A 17,285-nucleotide genomic window follows, 5' to 3' on the forward strand; every position below is an offset into this window, starting at 1 on the left:
CGCGCGTACGCGACGGGTCAGCTCTTGAAGGCGTCCTTGACCTTCTCACCGGCCTGCTTGAGGTTGGCCTTGGTCTGGTCGTTGCGGCCCTCGGCCTCCAGACGCTCGTCGTCAGTGGCCCGACCGGCGTGCTCCTTCACCTTGCCCGCCGCGTCCTCGGTCGCGTTGCTGATCTTGTCATCCATGCCCATGACGATCCTCCAGTCCGAAGCGTCGCTACGCAGCAGCAATACCCCGAGATCCCGCCAACCAACCCACCCCGCCCAGCCCCCACCCCGCCCAGCCCTCACCCCGCCCAGCCCCGCCCGCGATCTTGCACTTTCGGCCCACAGCGCGGGCGGAATGCCCATTGCGTCCGGGCGCAAAGTGCAAGATCGCGAGCTGCGACAGCGGGTCAGCGGGTTGGGCGGAAGCGGCGGAGGCGGAGGCTGTTGGCCACCACGAAGACCGAGGAGAGGGCCATCGTGGCGCCGGCGATCATCGGGTTGAGCAGCCCGGCGGCGGCCAGCGGCAGGGCCGCCACGTTATAGCCGAACGCCCATACCAGGTTGCCCCGGATGGTGCCCAGCGTGCGCCGGGCGAGCCGGATGGCGTCGACGGCGGCCGTCAGGTCGTCCCGCACGAGCGTCAGGTCGGACGCCTCGATCGCCACGTCGGTGCCGGTGCCCATGGCCAGCCCCAGGTCGGCCCGGGCGAGCGCCGCCGCGTCGTTGACCCCGTCGCCGACCATGGCGACCGTCCGCCCCTCGGCCTGGAGCCGCGCCACGACGTCGACCTTGTCGGCCGGCAACACCTCGGCGATCACCTCGGTGATGCCGACCTCGGCGGCCACCGCCCGGGCGACCGTGGCGTTGTCGCCGGTCAGCAGCACCGGGCGCAGCCCGAGGTCGCGCAGCCGGGCCACGGCGTCCCGGCTGGTGGGCTTGACCACGTCGGCGACCGCGAGGACGCCCCGGGCCTGCCCGTCCCAGCCGGCGAGGACCGCCGTCCGGCCGGCGGCCTCCGCGTCGGTCGCCGCCCGTTCCACCCCCGGCGGTACGACGAGTCCCCGCTCGCGCAGCAGCCGGAGCCGGCCGACGAGCACCTCGCGGCCCTCCACGGCGCCGCTGACGCCGAGCCCTTCGACGTTGGCGAAGCCGGTGACGGGCGGCAGGGCACCTACCTCGGCGGCGCCGGTGGCCACCGCGCGGGCGATCGGGTGCTCGGACGCGGCCTCCAGCGCCCCGGCAACCCGGAGCAGCTCGTCGGCGTCGGTGCCCTCGTCGGGCAGCACGTCCACCAGCGTCATCCGACCGGTGGTCACCGTGCCGGTCTTGTCGAGCACGACGGTGTCGACGCGCCGGGTGTTCTCCAGCGCCTCGGGCCCCTTGATGAGCACGCCGAGCTGGGCGCCGCGGCCGGTGCCGACCAGCAGGGCGGTCGGGGTGGCCAGCCCGAGCGCGCAGGGGCAGGCGATGATCAGGACGGCGACGGCGGCGGTGAACGCAGCGGTCGGCCCGGCGCCGGTGCCGAGCCACCAGCCGAGGGTGCCGACGGCCAGCGCGATCACGATCGGGACGAAGACGCCGGAGATCCGGTCGGCGAGCCGCTGCACGGCCGCCTTGCCGCTCTGCGCCTCCTCGACCAGCCGGGCCATCTGGGCCAGTTGGGTGTCGGCGCCGACCCGGGTCGCGGTGACCACCAGGCGGCCGCCCGCGTTGACCGTCGCGCCGACCACGGCGTCGCCGGGCCGGACCTCGACCGGGACGGACTCCCCGGTGAGCATGCTCGCGTCGACCGCCGACGTGCCCTCGTCGACCACGCCGTCGGTGGCGATCTTCTCGCCGGGCCGCACCACGAACCGGTCCCCGACGGCGAGTTGGTCCACCGGGATGCGGGTCTCGACCCCGGCGCGGAGCACGGCGACGTCGCGGGCGCCGAGTTCGAGCAGGGCCCGCAGCGCCGCGCCGGCGGTGCGCTTCGACCGGGCCTCGAAGTACCGGCCGGCGAGGATGAACACGGTCACCCCGGCGGCGGCCTCCAGGTAGATGTTGCCGGCGCCGTCGGAGCGGGTGATGTCGAACCGGAACGGGTGCGTCATGCCGGGCATCCCGGCGTCGCCGAGGAACAGCGCCCAGAGGGACCAGCCGAACGCGGCGAGGGTGCCGACCGAAACCAGGGTGTCCATGGTCGCCGCGCCGTGCCGCAGGTTGATCAGCGCGGCCCGGTGGAACGGCAGGCCGCCCCAGACCACGACCGGGGCGGCCAGGGTCAGCGACAGCCACTGCCAGTAGTCGAACTGCCAGGCCGGCACCATGGCCAACAGGATCACCGGCACGCTCAGCGCGACGGACGCCCACAGACGCGTACGCAGCCCGCGGAGCTCGTCCACCGGCTCGGCCGGGGCGGGTGCGCCGGCCGGGTTGGGCGGGGGCGGCAGCTCGGCCGTGTAGCCGGTCTTCTGCACGGTGGCGATCAGGTCGTCGGGCGTGACGTCGTCGGCGTACCGGACGGTGGCCTTCTCGGTCGCGTAGTTGACCGTGGCCGACACGCCCTCCATCCGGTTCAGCTTCTTCTCGATGCGGGCGGCGCAGGATGCGCAGGTCATCCCACCGATGGCAAGCTCGATCTGGTTCGGGGCGGTCGGCAGCGGAGTGCTGCGGGTGCTGGTCATCGGGAGTCCCGTCAGTCGTGCCCGTGGCCTGGCTCGCCGTGCTCGGCGGCGCCGGTCGGGGCGGGTGCGTTCGGGGTCGGTGTGGGGCCACCCGTCGGTGCGGGGCCACCCGTCGGTGCGGTCGCGGCGCCGGCCAGCACGGTGAACTCCGCCGTGTGCACCACGCCGCCGTGCTTGAAGTCGAGGTAGAGCCGGTAGGCGCCGGCGGACGGCACCTCGGCGAAGAACGTCACCGCGGGGCCGGGCCGGGTCCGCCCGTCGCCGGGCGCGCCGTCGGGGTGCACGTGCAGGTACGCGAGGTCGCCCTGGCGCAGGGCGACCAGGTGGCCGTACGCGCCGAGGTAGGGCTCCAGGTCGGTGACCGGGGTGCCGTCGCGGCTGACCGTCAGGGTGAGCTCGGCGGTGCGGCCGGGCTGCGGGCTGCCCGCGAGGGTGACGGTGTAGCCGTCGACCGTGGCGTTGGTCGCGGGCGGCGGCAGCGGCCGGTCGGTGAGCGCACCGGGCACGGTGACGTCGACGCCGAGGGTCAGCGGCCCCCCGCCGGTGGGGGTGAAGTCGGCGAAGGCCCGCCACACGCCGGGTCCGCCGAAGGGGGCGGCCACCCGCCAGGTGCCGTCCGACCCCAGCTCGGGGTGCACGTGCCGGAAGCCGGAGAGGTCCCGGCGCGCCACGATGAGGTGCATGCGCTTGTCGTGCGCCACGTCGTACGCGGTGACGGGGCCGCCGTCGGGGCCGGTGATCCGGAAGGCGAACTCGCCGGCCGGGGCGATGACCGGCACGAGGGTGTAGCCGCGGTCGGAGACGAGCAGGCCGCCGGGGAGGCGCCCGGAGGCGCCCGCCTCGGTGCCGTGCCCGGCGTCACCGGCACCGCCGTGCTCGGTCTCAGCCGTGGTGTCGTCGTGGCGGGATTCGGCGGTGGGGGTGACGGGGCCGGCCACGTGACCGACCCCGTACGCCGCGCCGAACACCGCCGCGAGACCGAGCGCGAATCCGCTCAGCTTCATCGCGGTGTTCATCCTGGTGTCTCCGATCCCGGTCAGGCGTCGACGAGTTCGTAGCCGGCCTCGTCGACGGCCGCCCGCACGGACGTGACGTCCAGCGGGGTCTCGCTGTCGACGGTGACCTGCCCGCTCGCCAACTCGACCCGCACATCCCGGACACCTGGGATCGCACCGACCTCGGCGCTGACCGCGCTCACGCAGTGTCCGCAGGTCATGCCCTGCACCTGGTATGTCGTGGTGACCATCCGACCGCTCCTTCCCGTCGCCTCAACCATACCCCCCAGGGGTAATCCGAGGACGGATTCCTGCCCTGACACGTACCTGTACCGGGTAGGGGTATCCGGCACGGATAGGACCGTACCATACCCCCGGGGGGTAGGCTATCCTTGTCCGCATGACCGCACCCACTCCCATCCGCGGGTACACCGCCAGCAAGGACCAGCTGCTCGCGCGGCTCCGTCGCGTGGAGGGGCAGGTCCGCGGCGTCGAGAAAATGGTCGACGACGACCGTTACTGCATCGACGTGCTCACCCAGATCTCCGCGATCCAGGCCGCCCTGGACAAGGTCGCGCTCGGCCTGCTCGACGGGCACGCCCGGCACTGCATGCACGAGGGCGCCGCCGAGGGCCGCGCCGACGAGATGGCCACCGAGATGATGGCCGCCGTCGGTCGCCTCATGAAGCGCGGCTGATCCGCCCCGCCGCCGACCGCCGACCGCCGAGAGGACGGACCGGGCCACGGGCGGCTGTCCGACCTGCCCGGCGACTCGTGGACGGCCCCAGTGCCGGGTCCGGCCCGCCGGGGTCCGGACCCGCCGTCGCCAACGGCCGGCGGGTCCGGAGCGCTCGGCGTCAGAGCCGGTCGAGGATCTCCCGCATCGTGGCGATCTCCGCCTGCTGGGCGGCGACGACCTGCTGGGCCAGTGCCTTCGCCGCCGGGTCGCCGCCATCGGCGATCTCGTCCCGCGCCATCGCGACCGCGCCCTCGTGGTGCGCGATCATCATGGTCAGGAACTGCCGGTCGAACGCACGGCCGGAGGCCGCCTCCAGCCCACGCAGTTCCGCCTCGGCCATCATCCCGGGCATGCCGTGGTCCAGGTGCGACATCTCGGGCCCGGCGGAGGGGAGGGGCCGGCCCCAGGCTGCCAGCCACCCGGTCATCGCGGCGATCTCCGGCGCCTGGGCGGCCTTGATCTGCCCGGCGAGCCGGGCAATCTCCGGGTCCTCGGCGCGGGTCGCGGCAAGCTCCGCCATCTCCACCGCCTGCCGGTGGTGCGGGATCATCATCTGGGCGAACGCCACGTCCGCGTCATTGAACGCGGCGCCGCCCGGGACGCCGCCCGGCACGGAGGACGAGCCGTGTCCCATGCCGGGCGAGTGGTCCCCGCCGCCGCAGGCGGCCAGGGTGACAGCGGTGGTGACGACGACGCCGGCCAGAGCGGCTCGGCGCACGACGGTACGAGTGATCACGGTTCAGCCTTTCGGTTTCGGTGTACGCGGCAGGACGGAGACGCGAACCGGGAGCCCGGTCCGCGTCGGGCTGTCCTACCTGCGCAGCACCGCGACCGTGGCGAGGCGGAGACCGATCGGCGCCGGCGGGGCCCGGGGGGTCCGGACGGCCCGGCCGACCCGGCGTGCCAGCTCACCGATACCGGCGGCCCCCGCCAGCAGCCGCGCCACGACCAGCAGGGACACCGCCAGCGCACCGAGCACGGCGAGGCAGACGCTCCAGCCGGGCAACTCCCCGTGCCCGGTCCCGCCGGAGGGCAGCAGCAGCCGTGCGGCCGAGGCCGCCACGTCGAGGTCTGCGGGCTCGTCGAGAGCCCCGGGCCGCGGGGCGGGCGCCGGCACGGCGGGGTCGTGGTCGACGGCCGGGGTATGGGCGGAAGCCGTGCCCGACGGTCGCGTCATCGGCGCGCTGTGGCGAGTCACCGAGAGGTCCCAGCCGACCGAGGCCGGGCCGAACGCGGAAGCGGGAGCCGGCCCGACCGTGCCGTGCGGGGGTGCGGCGGTGGTGGCGTGGGCACCGTGCCCGAGAGTGTGCATGGCGGCCAACCCGAACAGCGTGCCGACCAACAGCAGCAACCGGGCCCACCGCCCGGGCGTCACCGTCGCCGCCGTCCTGCGCACACCTCGACGCTAACCTGTCGGCCGGGCCGGGGCCCCGGACCCCCGGTGGCCGGGGCGCGCCGGCTCCCGCGGACCGAGGCGTACCCGCCGCAGCAGCTGGGCGTTGAGCGCCACGACGATGGTGGAGGCGGACATCAGCACCGCGGCGAGCGCGGGGCTCAGCGCCACACCCGCCCAGGCCAGCGCTCCGGCCGCCAGCGGCAGCGCGACCACGTTGTAGCCCGCCGCCCAGGCCAGGTTCTGAAGCATCTTGCGGTAGGAGGCGTGGGAGAGTCGGATCACCGCGGTGACACCGCGGGGGTCGGAGGAGGCGAGCACCACGGCGGCCGACTCGATCGCGACGTCGGTGCCGGCGCCGATCGCGATGCCGACATCGGCCCGGGCCAGCGCCGGCGCGTCGTTCACGCCGTCCCCGACCATCGCCACGCTCAGCCCTCGCTGCTGCAACTCGGTCACCTTGCCGTCCTTCTGCGCGGGCAGCACCTCGGCGAAGACCTCGTCGCCGGGGCGGAAGCCGAGGTCGGCGGCGACCGCCTCGGCGACCGGCCGGGCGTCGCCGGTGATCATGGCGATGGTCCGGACGCCCTGGGCGCGCAGCTCGGCGATCGCCTCCCGCGCCTCGGGGCGTACCTCGTCGGTCAGGGCGAACGAGCCGAGCACGGTCTCCGGCAACCGCACCAGGTGCAGTACCGCCGCACCCCGGCCAGACCAGCGGTCCACCGCCGGTGCCAGGTCGTCGGGGAGCTGGACGCGTAGTTCGCGCAGGAGCCCGGGCCCACCCACCGCGTACTCCGTACCGTCGATGCCGGCCTGGACCCCACGCCCGGGCAGCGACCGGAACCCACCGACCCGGACCACGCCGGCGCGGTCACCGGCCGCCGCCACGATGGCCCGGGCCAGCGGATGCTCACTGTCCGACTCCACCGCGGCGGCGAGCCGAAGCAGCTCGTCGCGGTCAACGCCCGGGACGACGGCCAGGTCCGTGACCACGTGCTCGCCCCGGGTCAGCGTTCCGGTCTTGTCGAAGAGCACCGCGTCGACGGTCCGCATCCGCTCCAGCGCCAGCCGGTCCTTCACCAGGATCCCGGACCGCGCGGCGAGCGCGGTGGAGAGGGCGATCACCAACGGGATCGCCAGGCCGAGCGCGTGCGGACAGGCGATCACCAGGACCGTCACGGCCCGGACGACCGCCTCGTCGACGCGTCCGAGCAGCGCCCAGACCAGCACGGTGATCACGGCGGTGGCCGTGGCGACGTAGAAGAGCGCGGCGGCGAACCGGTCGGCGAGGGCCTGCGCACGTCCGCGGGACTGCTGTGCCTCGGCGACCATCCGCTGGATGCCGGCGAGCGTGGTCTGCTCGCCGACCGCCTCGACCTGGACCCGCAACGCCGAGTCGGTGGCCACCGTGCCCGCCACCACCCGGTCCCCGACCGACCGGAGCACCGGCCGGGACTCGCCGGTGACCATCGACTCGTCCAGCTCGGCGCCGCCGTCCACCACCCGTCCGTCCGCCGGTACCCGGCCGCCCGGCCGGACCAGCACCACGTCGCCCACCCGCAGCTCCGCGACCGGGACCCGCTCGACGGCGTCGTCCGCCGTCACCCGCTCGGCCTGGTCCGGCAGGAGCGCGGCGAGCGCGGCGAGGGCGCCCCGTGCCTGACCGATGGCCCGCATCTCCTGCCAGTGCCCGAGCAGCATGATGGTGACGAGTGCGGCCAGCTCCCACCAGAAGTCCAGGTCGAAGGTGCCCGCGGTAGTCGCGAGCGACGCCACGTAGGCGACGCTGATCGCCATCGCGACCAGCAGCATCATGCCCGGCGCCCGGTTTCGCACCTCGCGTACGGCGCCGACCAGGAACGGCCAGCCGCCCCACCAGAACACCACCGAACCCAACACCGGCCCGACCCAGGACCGACCGGGGAACTCGAGCCGGTAGCCGAACCAGTCCATCACCATGTGGCTGGTGACCACCACCGGCACGCTGAGCAGCAGGCAGAGCCAGAACCTCCGCCGGAACATCTCGGGATCGTGCCCCGCGTGCTTGTCGTACCCGGCATGGCCGGGGTGCCCGTCCTGCCCCGGCCGGCCGCCGGACCGGGACGAATCGTGATCTTGCTCAGTCTGCGGGTGCCCGCGCATCCCTCCACCATGCCTGCTCGGCCGCGCGGCGGGGTGCTTTGTCCGCCACGCCTCGCCGACGCCGCCTGCGCGAACCGGCGGCGAGGAGCCCGGCTGGTTAGCATTCCGACGATGGCTCTCCGGAACCCGCGTCCCCCGACCCGAGACCGCCGTCGGGCGGCGGCGCCGTCCACCGCGCGCGGCCGCGTCCGCCCGGGCGCCCCGGTCACCGTACGCGGCCGAGCAGCCACTCTTCGCCGGTCCACGGCACCCGCTCCGAGTCTCGTTCGGCGGCGCTGAACCGATCGCCCCGCCGACACGTACCCCGCCTCGGATTCGTTGGGAGACTCGCATTGGGCGCCGACCACACTCGTCCCGCACCGTCCACCCCGCCACGGGTGCGACGGATCCTCGTCGCGACGGTGGTCCCGCTCGTCCTCGCCACCGTGGTCGCCACCCTGCTGCTCTGGCCGTGGAACGCGTCGGAGCCGGCGGGCGGCTCCGACGTGCCGAGGTACCACGGCACGGTCACCCGGGTCGTCTCCGAGCCGTGCCCGCCCGCGCCGGAGGGCGCACCGGGGACGGGTGCACCCGGCGTGTGCGGCACGGTCGGCGTGCGGGTGGAGGACGGCCCGGCGGCGGGTCAGCAGGTCGAGGCCCCGATCCCGGACGGTCCGGGCGCGCCGACCGTGACGGTCGGCGACGAGATCATCCTGGTCGAGTTGACCGATCCGGCCGACCCGTCGGCGAGCAGCTGGAACATCGCCGAGCACCAGCGCGGCAAGCCGCTGATGTGGCTGGCCGTCGTCTTCGCCGCCGCGATCGTCGCGTTCGGGCGGTGGCGGGGCGTGGCCGCCCTCGCCGGCCTGGCCGCGAGCTTCGCCATCCTGCTCAGCTTCGTCCTGCCCGGGATCAGCGCCGGCCGCCCGCCCCTGCTGGTCGCCGTGGTCGGCGCCGCGCTGATCATGTTCGTGGTGCTGTACCTGACGCACGGAGTCACGGCCCAGACCTCGGTGGCGGTGCTCGGCACGCTGGGCAGCCTGGTGCTCACCGGGGTGCTCGGCACCATCGCCACCGCGGCCACCCACCTGACCGGCTTCGGCAGCGAGGACGCCACCACCCTGTCGATGTTCCAGGCGGACGTCGACCTGCACGGCCTCCTGCTCGCCGGCATCATCATCGGCTCGCTGGGCGTGCTCGACGACGTCACCGTCACCCAGGCGGCGACGGTCACCGAGTTGGCGCACGCCAACCCGGGGCTGTCCCGGCTCCAGCTCTACCGCGCGGCGACCCGGGTCGGCCGCGCGCACATCGCGTCGACGGTGAACACGATCGTGCTGGCGTACGCGGGCGCCTCGCTGCCACTGCTGCTTCTGCTGACCGCCGACTCGCGCGGGGCTGCCCAGATCCTCACCAGCGAGTTCCTGGCCCAGGAGATCGTACGCAGCGCGGTTGCCACGCTCGGCCTCATCGCCGCCGTCCCGCTGACCACCGCGCTGGCGGCACTGGTGACCACGGCCGGTCGCGGCGGCGCGGCGGACCGTGACGCAACCCCGACCGCACCAACGCACCCGGCTCCGACCGCCCGGCCGGAGCCGGACCGGGCGGAGGCGCTGGAGGCCCTGAGCGCCGGCCGGCACGGTCGGGCGCTCGACCCGGACCCACCCCTCGCCGCCCACCCGGGGCGGCCCGAACCGGACAGGAGAACGGACAGCGCATGGTGACACTCCGCAGCGTGACCGCGCGGGTGGGGCGAGCTGACGACCTCGTCACTGATCACCCAGCGCAATGCCGAAATGACGCTTTTAGTAGGCATCAGGACGTAGATCCCCACGAGGACTCTCGGGTAACCTCGCTGCCGGTCACCGATGAAGGCGCGCAGTGGCGCGTGCGGTGCCACCGCCCAATCGCCACCCGGCGAACCGGGAACCCAGGTACCCGGGGTGAATCCGCGCGAGCGGTAGGGGCCACTTCCGCCCCGAACCCGTCAGCTAACCCGGTCGGCGGTCGACGGAAGGGAACACTGTGACGGCACCCCTACGCCGCTGGTTGACGCCTGTGGCGGCCGTGTTGGCCGCGCTGGCCGTGCTCGCCGGGCCCGCCCCGGCGTCGGCCGCGCCGAACCCCTCCACCCCCTCGGGGCACGAGGAGGACGCCGAGCCCCAGCTCCTCACCGACGTGATCGAGCTGACCAACCGGAAATACACGGCGGCCAAGGCGACGCTGGAGAAGTCCAAGAAGCGTCAGGTGGAGCTCGCCCTCGAGGTGAAGCGCGCCCAGGACGAGCTGGACGCGCTGGCCCCGCAGGTCAGCGAGATCGCCGCCCAGTCCTACCGGACGGGGCGTATCGGCGCGATGGCGATGCTCCTGGAGAGCAACAGCCCCGACTCCTTCGTGCAGCGGGCGACCGGGCTGGACGAGCTCAACCTGGTCAACTCGCAGAAACTGGCCGAGGTCAACGCGGTGAAGAGCCGCGCCGAGCTGGCCAAGCTCGCCATCGACGCGGAGGTCCGCGAGCAGCAGAAGCAGGCCGCCATCATGGCCAAGCAGAAGCGTGACGCGGACAAGGCGCTGGCCCTCGTCGGCGGAAAGGGCTTCACCGGTGGTCTGGTCTCGGCCACCTCGCCCGTCGCCCGGGTCGCCCCCGGCCGGGACGCGGACGGCGACTGGAAGCCCGAATCCTGCAGCGAGAACGACCCGACCACCTCGGGGTGCATCACCCCGCGCACGCTCCACGCGTACAAGGAGGTCAAGCGGGCCGGCTTCAACCGGTTCGTCGGCTGCTACCGCTCCGGCGGGCCGTGGGAGCACCCGAAGGGTCGGGCGTGTGACTGGTCGCTGCAGAAGAGCGGCTTCGCGCCGTGGCACAACAACGACACCCGCATGTACGGCAACAACCTCGCCGCGTTCCTGATTCGCAACGCCGACCGGCTCGGCATCTACTACGTGATCTGGAACAGGCAGATCTGGTTCCCGGCGACCGGCTGGAAGTCGTACAGCGGGCCGTCGAACCACACCGACCACGTCCACATGTCGCTCCTGTAGCGACGACGGGCACGAAGAAGGGGCCGCTCCGCGTCGCGGAGCGGCCCCTTCTTCGTACGTCCGGAGGGCTGGGTCAGGCGGCGGCGCGTGCCGTGCCGGCCGGGACGGCGGCGACCTCGCGCACCTCGCCGGCCGCCAGCCGGTAGGACATGCCGACCACCGCGCACCGCCCGGCGGCCACCTCGGCGGCCAACACCGGGGAGTTGTCGAGCAGCGCCTCGACGGTCTGCGCGATGTGGATGTCGACGATGCCGTTGATGTCGTCCACCCCGGCCGCCTCGGCCCGGCGAAGGCTGGGCACGACGGCGTCGACCACCGCGCCCAGGTGCCCCGGCGGAGTCGAGCCGGTGGCGACCGAGTCCCGGGCGGCCTGGACCGCTCCGCAGGAGTCGTGCCCGAGCACCACCACCAGCGGCGTGCCCAGGACGGTGACCGCGTACTCGACGCTGCCCAGCACCTCGGGCCCGGTGGTGTGGCCGGCGGTGCGGACCACGAAGAGGTCCCCGAGCCCCCGGTCAAAGATGATCTCAGCGGCGAGCCGGGAGTCGGCGCACCCGACGATCACCGCGAACGGGTGCTGCGCAGAAGCGACGGCGGCCCGCCGGCCGGCGTCCTGATTCGGATGGTACGGGGCGCCGGTGACGAACCGCTGGTTGCCCGCCCGCAGCTCGGCCAGCGCCTGCTCCGGATCGAGCGTCGGCGCCTCCGACGTGGCGGGCGTGCGCTGTGTCCCGGGTGCTCCGGCTGCGCTCATTCCGATACCTCGACTCCCACGCGACGGGCCTGGTGACCCCCGGCCGCGGGCGGACGCGGGCTGTGCTCAACGGTCACACCGAGCGCAAGATACGTCAAGGGATACGTGATTTGCATATCAGGTGTTGGCCCTGCGCGACGCTCGGCCCGGCCGCCCCGCATCCCCGGGGTCGAGCGAGCGGCGGGAACCGGACCCGGGTCATACGATGGCGGCCATGGCGACGACCGCGGGCGGATACGGGGGCACCCGGAACTGGACGTTCCTCACCAACCACGGGCACGTGCTGCTCGCCATCGCGCGGAACCCGACCGCCCGCCTACGCGACGTCGCCGACGAGGTGGGTGTCACCGAGCGCGCCGCCCAGGCGATCGTCGCCGACCTGGAGGCCGGTGGCTACCTCGTGCGCACCCGGGTGGGCCGGCGCAACGAGTACACGCTCAACCCGGCCGGCCGGTTCCGCCACCCCGCCGAGGCGGACCGGCAGGTGGGTGCCCTGCTGGCCCTGTTCACCGAAGAACCCGCCCCCGACGCGAGCTGAGCCCGGCGTCCTCCGACGTCCCGCCATCCACATCCGCCGCTGCGTCACCCCGTCCGGCGGCCTCCCGTCACCGCACCACCGGCCCGGCGGCGGTAGTCTGCTGACGTGCGTGAGAGCAGGCGGCTGGTCGGTGACACGGGCACCCCTCGCGCCGGGCGGGGCGTCCGGGCGGTCCTCTGTGGAGCGCTGGCCGTCCTTCTCGGACCCGCGCTCGTCCCGCCCACCCCCGCACTGGCCGCGCCGACCTGCGGCCCGGCCGGCGTCGCGGCGCCGACCGAGACATCCTGGGCCCTGCGGCGCCTGGAGCCGTCCTCCGCCTGGCGGATCTCCCGGGGCGCCGGCGTGACCGTTGCCGTGATCGACTCCGGCGTCTCGGCCATCCACCCGACACTGAAGGGCCAGGTGCGCGAGGGCCGCGACTTCAACGGGCTGCCGGCCAGGCAGGGCCAGTGCGACGAGGCGGGGCACGGCACGATCGTGGCCGGCATCATCGCCGGTAGGGACGGCACCGGCGCGCCGTTCTCCGGCATCGCCCCGGACGCCCGCATCCTGCCGATCCGGGTGCTGCCCGACGCGGAGACCCGGCAGGACGAGGGCCTCCCCGGCCAGATCGCCGAGGCGATCGTGTGGGCGGTCGACCACGGCGCCGACGTGATCAACCTGTCCCTCGTGACGCTGCACCGGCCCGAGCTCGCCTCCGCCGTCGACTACGCGCTGGGCAAGCGGGTCGTCCTCGTCGCCGCCGCGGGCAACCGGCGCGAGCAGCGACCGGACCAGCCCGCCTACCCGGCGCGCTATCCCGGTGTGATCGCGGTCGCGGGCATGGACGAGGAGGGCGGGCACGTCGACAGCTCGGTCAGCGGCGACTACGTCGACATCGCCGCCCCCGGGCTCAACATCGTCGGACCCGCCCCGGGTGGGTCGGGCTACCTCAACATGGAAGCCGGCGGCACGAGCTTCGCGGCAGCGTACGTCTCCGGGGTGGTCGCGCTGATCCGCGCGGCACATCCCGACCTCACGCCCGAGCAGGTGGCGGAGCGGCTGACCCGGACGGCCGACAACCCGCCGGAGGGCCACAACGCCGAGATCGGCTACGGCATGGTCAACCCGTACCGGGCGGTGGCGACCCTGCTCGGCACGCGGAAGGACCCGCCGCCGGCGGCGATGGCCGCGCCCGCGCCACGACAGGACCCGCTCGGCTGGCAGCGTACGGCGGCCGTCTGGGTGGCGGCCGTGGGCGCGCTGCTCGCGGCGGTGCTGCTGGCGGTCAAGCCGATCCTGGACCGGGGGCGCCGACGCGGCTGGCGCCCGGGCCGTCGACCCTCCGAGGTGGACCTGTCTGCCACCGGCTGACGGCTCACGCCCGCCGACCGGCCAGGGCGATGACCCGTCGAGCACCGGCTCCGACAGGCTCACTCCAACGGGCTCAGTCGGCGGACGCGGCCCACGAATCACCGGCGAGACGCGCAGGCGCCGCCCGACCCGTGGTCGAGCGGCGCCCCTCTCGTCAGTGGATCAGCGCAGGATGCCGGGCGCGCCGTCGCCGTCCGCGCCCCACACGTCCTCGTCCTCCTCCAGCCAGGTGTTGCGGGCCGACTCCTCCTCGCCGTAGCCGGCGCCGCCCGCGCCGCCCATGCCGGCGATCCCCGCGCCTCGGGCACCCGCGCCCCGGAGCCCGGCGGCGCCGGCCTTGCCGCCGCCACCCTTGCCGGCGGCGCCCCCACCGGCCATGCCACCCATGCCGGGCATGCCACCGGCCCCGAGTTTGCCGCCGCCGAGCCGACCGCCACCACCACGACCCGCACCGGCCGCGCCGCCGCCCATCATCGGGGGCATGCCGGGGCTGACCGCGCGGCCCAGGGCTCCGCCACCCGGGATCATCCCGGCGCCGGCCCCACCGCTGAGGCCACCGCCGCCACCGAGGCCACCACCACTGGCGCCGAGCCCGGTGCCACCGGAACCGAAGCCCGATCCGAGACCCGGAGCGGTCGCCGTGCCACCCCCGGCGCCGGCCAGGCCGGTGCCGTAGTCGTCGGGAATCCCGCCGGTGCCCGGGTAGCCGCCGCCGGTCGTGGTGTCGGGGTAGTCGTTGGACAACTCCGGATGGGCGCCGGAACCGATGCCCGGCTTGCCGGTCTCAGGCATCCCGTCCAGCTTCGCCGTCGACACGTCGCCGATCCCACCGGTCTTCGCGTTGCCGCCGATGTCCGGAACCGAGCCGATGCCCTTGCCGCGATCACCGGTGTCGAGGTTCGGCACGTCGGAGTCGTAGGTGTCCGCGCTGTCCGGCCGAGTGGTGGGGGTCTCCATCACCCGGTCGCGGTAGTCCGCGTTGACCTGGTCGTAGACCTTCCGGGCCTCGCCCTCCTGGTCGGAGAACCAGCCGGTCACCCAGTCGGTGAGCTTGCCGACCTGCTCGGCGGGCCAACTGCCCAGGAGGTCGGCCTTGACCTTGGCCTCGAACATGCCGACGCCCAGGGTGATCTCACCGTTGCGAGCCGCCAGCACGTCGCCGACGCAGGCTGCCGGAATCGGCATCGCGTTCTGCGCCGTCTCCAGGTTCCGGGCCGCCGTCTCCAGCGTGGTCACGATGCCGACCCGGCCCCGGCCCGGGCTGTTGATGTCGTCCTGAAGGTTGCCGGCCTGCTTGGCGAGGCCCTCGACGTGCGTCTTGAACGCCTCGTACGCCGGACCCTTCCAGACCGCGCCGAGGTCCTTGACGTTCTTCTCGAGGCTCTCCTTGACCTCGCCGATGTTCTTGACCAGCTCCTTCCAGCCCAGTGCGGCGCTGGCGATGTGGTCCGGTCGGCCCGCCACGAGAACTTCGCGGGCCATCTGCTCCCAGCTCTTGTCGCCCATCTCCCCGTTCCCCCGCTCTAGTGGTCGCCGCTCGCGGCCTTGGCGAACGCCTCCTGCATCTGCTGCGCCGTCATGGCGTTGGCGCCCTCGGCGTCCTCGTACTTCCGCTTGACCTCTCGCAGGGCGTCCGCCGCGTTGTAGAGGGTCTCCGAGAGGTTGCGCAGCCCGGTCTCGGTGCCGGTGTAGAGCTCGGCGTGCCGCTGGGCCAGCTGGGTCGCGTACTGGAAGCCGCCCAGCGGGCTCTCGCCCGCCACGGCCTGGTCACCACCGAGCTTGTCCTTGATCTCGATCATGTCGTAGGAGAGCCGGTGGAGGTATTCGGCGTGGGACTCCAGCCAGGTGATGGCGGAGTCGAGGTTGCCCGCGTCCCACTCGGTACGCACACCCTGCTCGCCCTCGCCGGCCACCAGGCCACTCGGGGTCTTCGCCTGGTCCACGCCGACCCGGTCCCAGCCCATGCCCCGGATGTCGCCGGCGAACGGCAGCGTCGGGTTGATCGGCATGTGGATCGGGGTCCGTACCTCGATCCGGTCGTTCTCGTCGCTCATTGCTGTCCTCCCCTGGCGCGGCTTAACGGTCTGGTCACTGGCCCGGCTGCGGACCCGGAGGCGATGCGCCCGGCGCGCCGGAGGGCGGGCCGGACTGCGGCGGCGGCCCGTAGGGCGGCGCGGTCACCGGAGGCCCCGCCGGCGGATAGGACTGCGGTGGACCGAATCCGGCGGGTGGCGCCGGCGGGTACGGCGGGTGGGTCGCCGGCGGGTACGCCTGGTGGTGAGGCGCCGGCGACGGATGGCCGCCCGGCGGCGGGTAGGCGCCCGGCGCGGGGCCGCCAGCGGGCGGATAGCCACCCGGCGGGGGGTACACGCCCGGCGGCGGGTAGCCGCCCGGTCGGGTGCCGGCCGGTCCGGCCCCGGCGCGGCGCCGGGCCCGGCGGTTCACCACCACGAGGATCACGATGACGGCCACGGCCACCAGCACCGCGAGCAGGCAGAACACGATCTGGAGGCCGGCACCCTCGGCAAGTCCGACGGACACGGCGGGCCCGTCGTCGCCGTCCTTCTCGCCGCCGGCCGACGCGCCCGGTGCGGGCGACCCGGCGGCGGACGCGAGCAGCGGGTTCGCGTCGACGGCCGGCACGGACCGGGTGAGCGCCGCGAGCACGTCGATCGAGCCGAAGCCGAAGTCGGCGTCCCGACCCTTGGGTCCGCGGTCCTTCGCGGTGCTGATCAGTCGGTTGACGACGTTCGCGGCGTCCAGATCCGGATAGCGGGAGCGGACCAGCGCGGCGACGCCGGCGACGATGGCGGACGCGCTGCTGGTGCCGTCGGAGACGAGGTAGCCGTTCGGGGACGCGCCGGGCGGGGCCGGCGCGATGATGCGCTCGCCGGGCGCGGAGAGGACCATCTCCGGGCCGGTCACGGTCTCGCTCCAGAGCCCGCCGGAGCGGGTGGCCCCACCGACCGCGATCACCCCGGGAATGGCCGCCGGCTCCGGGATCTTCGGGTAGCCGCTGTCCGAGTTGCCCGACGACGCAACCACCACCACGTTCTTGCTCAGCGCGTAGCGGACCGCGTCGGTGGTCGCCGGGTCGGCGACGTGCTTGCCGAACGACATGTTGATCACGTCGGCGCCGTGGTCGACGGCCCAGCGGATGGCCGCGCCGGAATCCCAGCTGCGGGCGTCTTCGGCGCCGAGGCCGACCGGCAGGATCTTCGCCTCGGGCGCGATGCCCAGCGCGTGCATGTCACCACCGCCCCGACCGGCGATGATGCCGGCCATGCCGGTGCCGTGTCCCTCCTTCGTGTCGGGGTCCGTCCGCCCGTCGGCGGCCACCCCCGCACCGAAGCCCCGCCCGGGCAGCACCTGTCCCTTCAGGTCGGGGTGCGCGCCGTGGACGCCGGTGTCGACCACGGCGACCACGACCCCCCGCCCCTTGGTCAGCCGGTGCGCCTCGGGGATCTTGAGAGCGTCGAGGTGCCACTGGAGGCCGCGTACGGTGTCCGCCCGCGCCGGGGCCGGTGCCGCCATCGGGGCGACCCCGGCGGCGGCGAACAGTGTGAACACGGCGATGGCCGTCCGAATGACCGGTCGGCGCCGCTTCCGGGCAGGCATGGCTCTCCCCCAGGGCCGGTGTTGGCTCGTAACGCACCGCGGCTCCGGCCCGGTCGAACCGGACCGGAGCCGCGCA

General features: G+C 74.1%; 16 protein-coding genes and 1 riboswitch. Of the genes, 5 read left to right on the forward strand and 11 right to left on the reverse strand.

The features are described 5' to 3' along the window. Window positions 1–17: 17 nt before the first annotated feature. The 4 genes from GA0070620_RS19455 to GA0070620_RS19470 all read right to left on the reverse strand — a co-directional run bounded on the left by GA0070620_RS19455 (window position 18) and on the right by GA0070620_RS19470 (window position 3,899). Window positions 18–191, reverse strand: a complete 174-nt coding sequence (locus tag GA0070620_RS19455; protein ID WP_091592926.1) for a CsbD family protein — start codon at window positions 189–191, stop codon at window positions 18–20. Window positions 192–394: 203 nt separating this feature from the next. Then, window positions 395–2,653 carry a heavy metal translocating P-type ATPase gene (locus GA0070620_RS19460; protein WP_091592929.1) on the reverse strand — a complete coding sequence of 753 codons (2,259 nt, stop codon included), beginning with the start codon at window positions 2,651–2,653 and terminating at the stop codon, window positions 395–397. Window positions 2,654–2,664: 11 nt separating this feature from the next. Next, window positions 2,665–3,669, reverse strand: coding sequence for a hypothetical protein (locus tag GA0070620_RS19465; protein WP_091592930.1), 1,005 nt, complete (start codon window positions 3,667–3,669; stop codon window positions 2,665–2,667). A 20-nt stretch (window positions 3,670–3,689) separates the two neighbouring features. Continuing rightward, complete coding sequence (locus tag GA0070620_RS19470; protein WP_091592932.1) at window positions 3,690–3,899, reverse strand: heavy-metal-associated domain-containing protein; 210 nt, start codon at window positions 3,897–3,899, stop codon at window positions 3,690–3,692. 149 nt (window positions 3,900–4,048) lie between these two features. Between GA0070620_RS19470 and GA0070620_RS19475 the strand changes: the two genes are divergently transcribed. Continuing rightward, a complete protein-coding gene (locus GA0070620_RS19475) occupies window positions 4,049–4,345 on the forward strand; it encodes a metal-sensitive transcriptional regulator (protein WP_091592935.1) in 297 nt (98 codons plus the stop codon). 160 nt (window positions 4,346–4,505) lie between these two features. On the opposite strand, the gene GA0070620_RS19480 is transcribed toward GA0070620_RS19475, so the two are convergent. The 3 genes from GA0070620_RS19480 to GA0070620_RS19490 all read right to left on the reverse strand — a co-directional run bounded on the left by GA0070620_RS19480 (window position 4,506) and on the right by GA0070620_RS19490 (window position 7,802). Continuing rightward, window positions 4,506–5,123, reverse strand: coding sequence for a DUF305 domain-containing protein (locus GA0070620_RS19480; RefSeq protein WP_331713198.1), 618 nt, complete (start codon window positions 5,121–5,123; stop codon window positions 4,506–4,508). 75 nt (window positions 5,124–5,198) lie between these two features. Further along, on the reverse strand, window positions 5,199–5,783 hold the full coding sequence (locus GA0070620_RS19485) for a hypothetical protein (RefSeq protein ID WP_157741674.1): 585 nt from the start codon (window positions 5,781–5,783) through the stop codon (window positions 5,199–5,201). 9 nt (window positions 5,784–5,792) lie between these two features. After that, on the reverse strand, window positions 5,793–7,802 hold the full coding sequence (locus tag GA0070620_RS19490; protein ID WP_377520759.1) for a heavy metal translocating P-type ATPase: 2,010 nt from the start codon (window positions 7,800–7,802) through the stop codon (window positions 5,793–5,795). A gap of 452 nt (window positions 7,803–8,254) precedes the next feature. Here GA0070620_RS19490 and GA0070620_RS19495 point away from each other — a divergent pair, with 452 nt between their 5' ends. Together GA0070620_RS19495 and GA0070620_RS19500 are read left to right on the forward strand one after the other, a co-directional pair. After that, window positions 8,255–9,625 carry a YibE/F family protein gene (locus tag GA0070620_RS19495; RefSeq protein WP_091592941.1) on the forward strand — a complete coding sequence of 457 codons (1,371 nt, stop codon included), beginning with the start codon at window positions 8,255–8,257 and terminating at the stop codon, window positions 9,623–9,625. 166 nt (window positions 9,626–9,791) lie between these two features. Next, window positions 9,792–9,922: riboswitch (cyclic di-AMP (ydaO/yuaA leader) on the forward strand. Between the two features lie 4 nt (window positions 9,923–9,926). Further along, a complete protein-coding gene (locus tag GA0070620_RS19500) occupies window positions 9,927–10,946 on the forward strand; it encodes a coiled-coil domain-containing protein (RefSeq protein WP_091592942.1) in 1,020 nt (339 codons plus the stop codon). A gap of 73 nt (window positions 10,947–11,019) precedes the next feature. Here GA0070620_RS19500 and GA0070620_RS19505 read toward each other — a convergent pair whose 3' ends face one another. Continuing rightward, entirely contained in the window at window positions 11,020–11,700 is a 681-nt protein-coding gene (locus tag GA0070620_RS19505; protein ID WP_091592945.1) for a carbonic anhydrase, read from the reverse strand. Window positions 11,701–11,905: 205 nt separating this feature from the next. Between GA0070620_RS19505 and GA0070620_RS19510 the strand changes: the two genes are divergently transcribed. Together GA0070620_RS19510 and mycP are read left to right on the forward strand one after the other, a co-directional pair. Next, complete coding sequence (locus tag GA0070620_RS19510; RefSeq protein WP_091592947.1) at window positions 11,906–12,238, forward strand: helix-turn-helix transcriptional regulator; 333 nt, start codon at window positions 11,906–11,908, stop codon at window positions 12,236–12,238. Window positions 12,239–12,343: 105 nt separating this feature from the next. Then, window positions 12,344–13,591: a type VII secretion-associated serine protease mycosin gene (gene mycP, locus GA0070620_RS19515; RefSeq protein ID WP_231921861.1), complete on the forward strand. Its 1,248-nt coding sequence runs from the start codon at window positions 12,344–12,346 to the stop codon at window positions 13,589–13,591. A gap of 162 nt (window positions 13,592–13,753) precedes the next feature. On the opposite strand, the gene GA0070620_RS33250 is transcribed toward mycP, so the two are convergent. From GA0070620_RS33250 to GA0070620_RS19530, 3 genes are read right to left on the reverse strand one after another with little or no spacing between them, the layout of a single operon-like run. Then, on the reverse strand, window positions 13,754–15,097 hold the full coding sequence (locus GA0070620_RS33250; protein ID WP_091592949.1) for a WXG100 family type VII secretion target: 1,344 nt from the start codon (window positions 15,095–15,097) through the stop codon (window positions 13,754–13,756). 17 nt (window positions 15,098–15,114) lie between these two features. Further along, entirely contained in the window at window positions 15,115–15,645 is a 531-nt protein-coding gene (locus GA0070620_RS19525; RefSeq protein WP_091592951.1) for a hypothetical protein, read from the reverse strand. 34 nt (window positions 15,646–15,679) lie between these two features. Then, complete coding sequence (locus GA0070620_RS19530) at window positions 15,680–17,161, reverse strand: S8 family serine peptidase (RefSeq protein ID WP_172836463.1); 1,482 nt, start codon at window positions 17,159–17,161, stop codon at window positions 15,680–15,682. Window positions 17,162–17,285 lie beyond the last annotated feature (124 nt).

This window comes from Micromonospora krabiensis (genome assembly GCF_900091425.1).
GTDB classification, from domain to species: Bacteria; Actinomycetota; Actinomycetes; order Mycobacteriales; family Micromonosporaceae; genus Micromonospora; species Micromonospora krabiensis.

What these genes read in the sequence shown, in the direction of transcription:
- GA0070620_RS19455 (WP_091592926.1), bottom strand. Translation starts at nt 191, where the DNA reads ATGGGCATGGATGACAAGATCAGCAACGCGACCGAGGACGCGGCGGGC.
- GA0070620_RS19460 (WP_091592929.1), bottom strand. Translation starts at nt 2,653, where the DNA reads ATGACCAGCACCCGCAGCACTCCGCTGCCGACCGCCCCGAACCAGATC.
- GA0070620_RS19465 (WP_091592930.1), bottom strand. Translation starts at nt 3,669, where the DNA reads ATGAACACCGCGATGAAGCTGAGCGGATTCGCGCTCGGTCTCGCGGCG.
- GA0070620_RS19470 (WP_091592932.1), bottom strand. Translation starts at nt 3,899, where the DNA reads ATGGTCACCACGACATACCAGGTGCAGGGCATGACCTGCGGACACTGC.
- GA0070620_RS19475 (WP_091592935.1), top strand. Translation starts at nt 4,049, where the DNA reads ATGACCGCACCCACTCCCATCCGCGGGTACACCGCCAGCAAGGACCAG.
- GA0070620_RS19490 (WP_377520759.1), bottom strand. Translation starts at nt 7,802, where the DNA reads ATGTTCCGGCGGAGGTTCTGGCTCTGCCTGCTGCTCAGCGTGCCGGTG.
- GA0070620_RS19505 (WP_091592945.1), bottom strand. Translation starts at nt 11,700, where the DNA reads ATGAGCGCAGCCGGAGCACCCGGGACACAGCGCACGCCCGCCACGTCG.
- GA0070620_RS19510 (WP_091592947.1), top strand. Translation starts at nt 11,906, where the DNA reads ATGGCGGCCATGGCGACGACCGCGGGCGGATACGGGGGCACCCGGAAC.
- GA0070620_RS33250 (WP_091592949.1), bottom strand. Translation starts at nt 15,097, where the DNA reads ATGGGCGACAAGAGCTGGGAGCAGATGGCCCGCGAAGTTCTCGTGGCG.
- GA0070620_RS19525 (WP_091592951.1), bottom strand. Translation starts at nt 15,645, where the DNA reads ATGAGCGACGAGAACGACCGGATCGAGGTACGGACCCCGATCCACATG.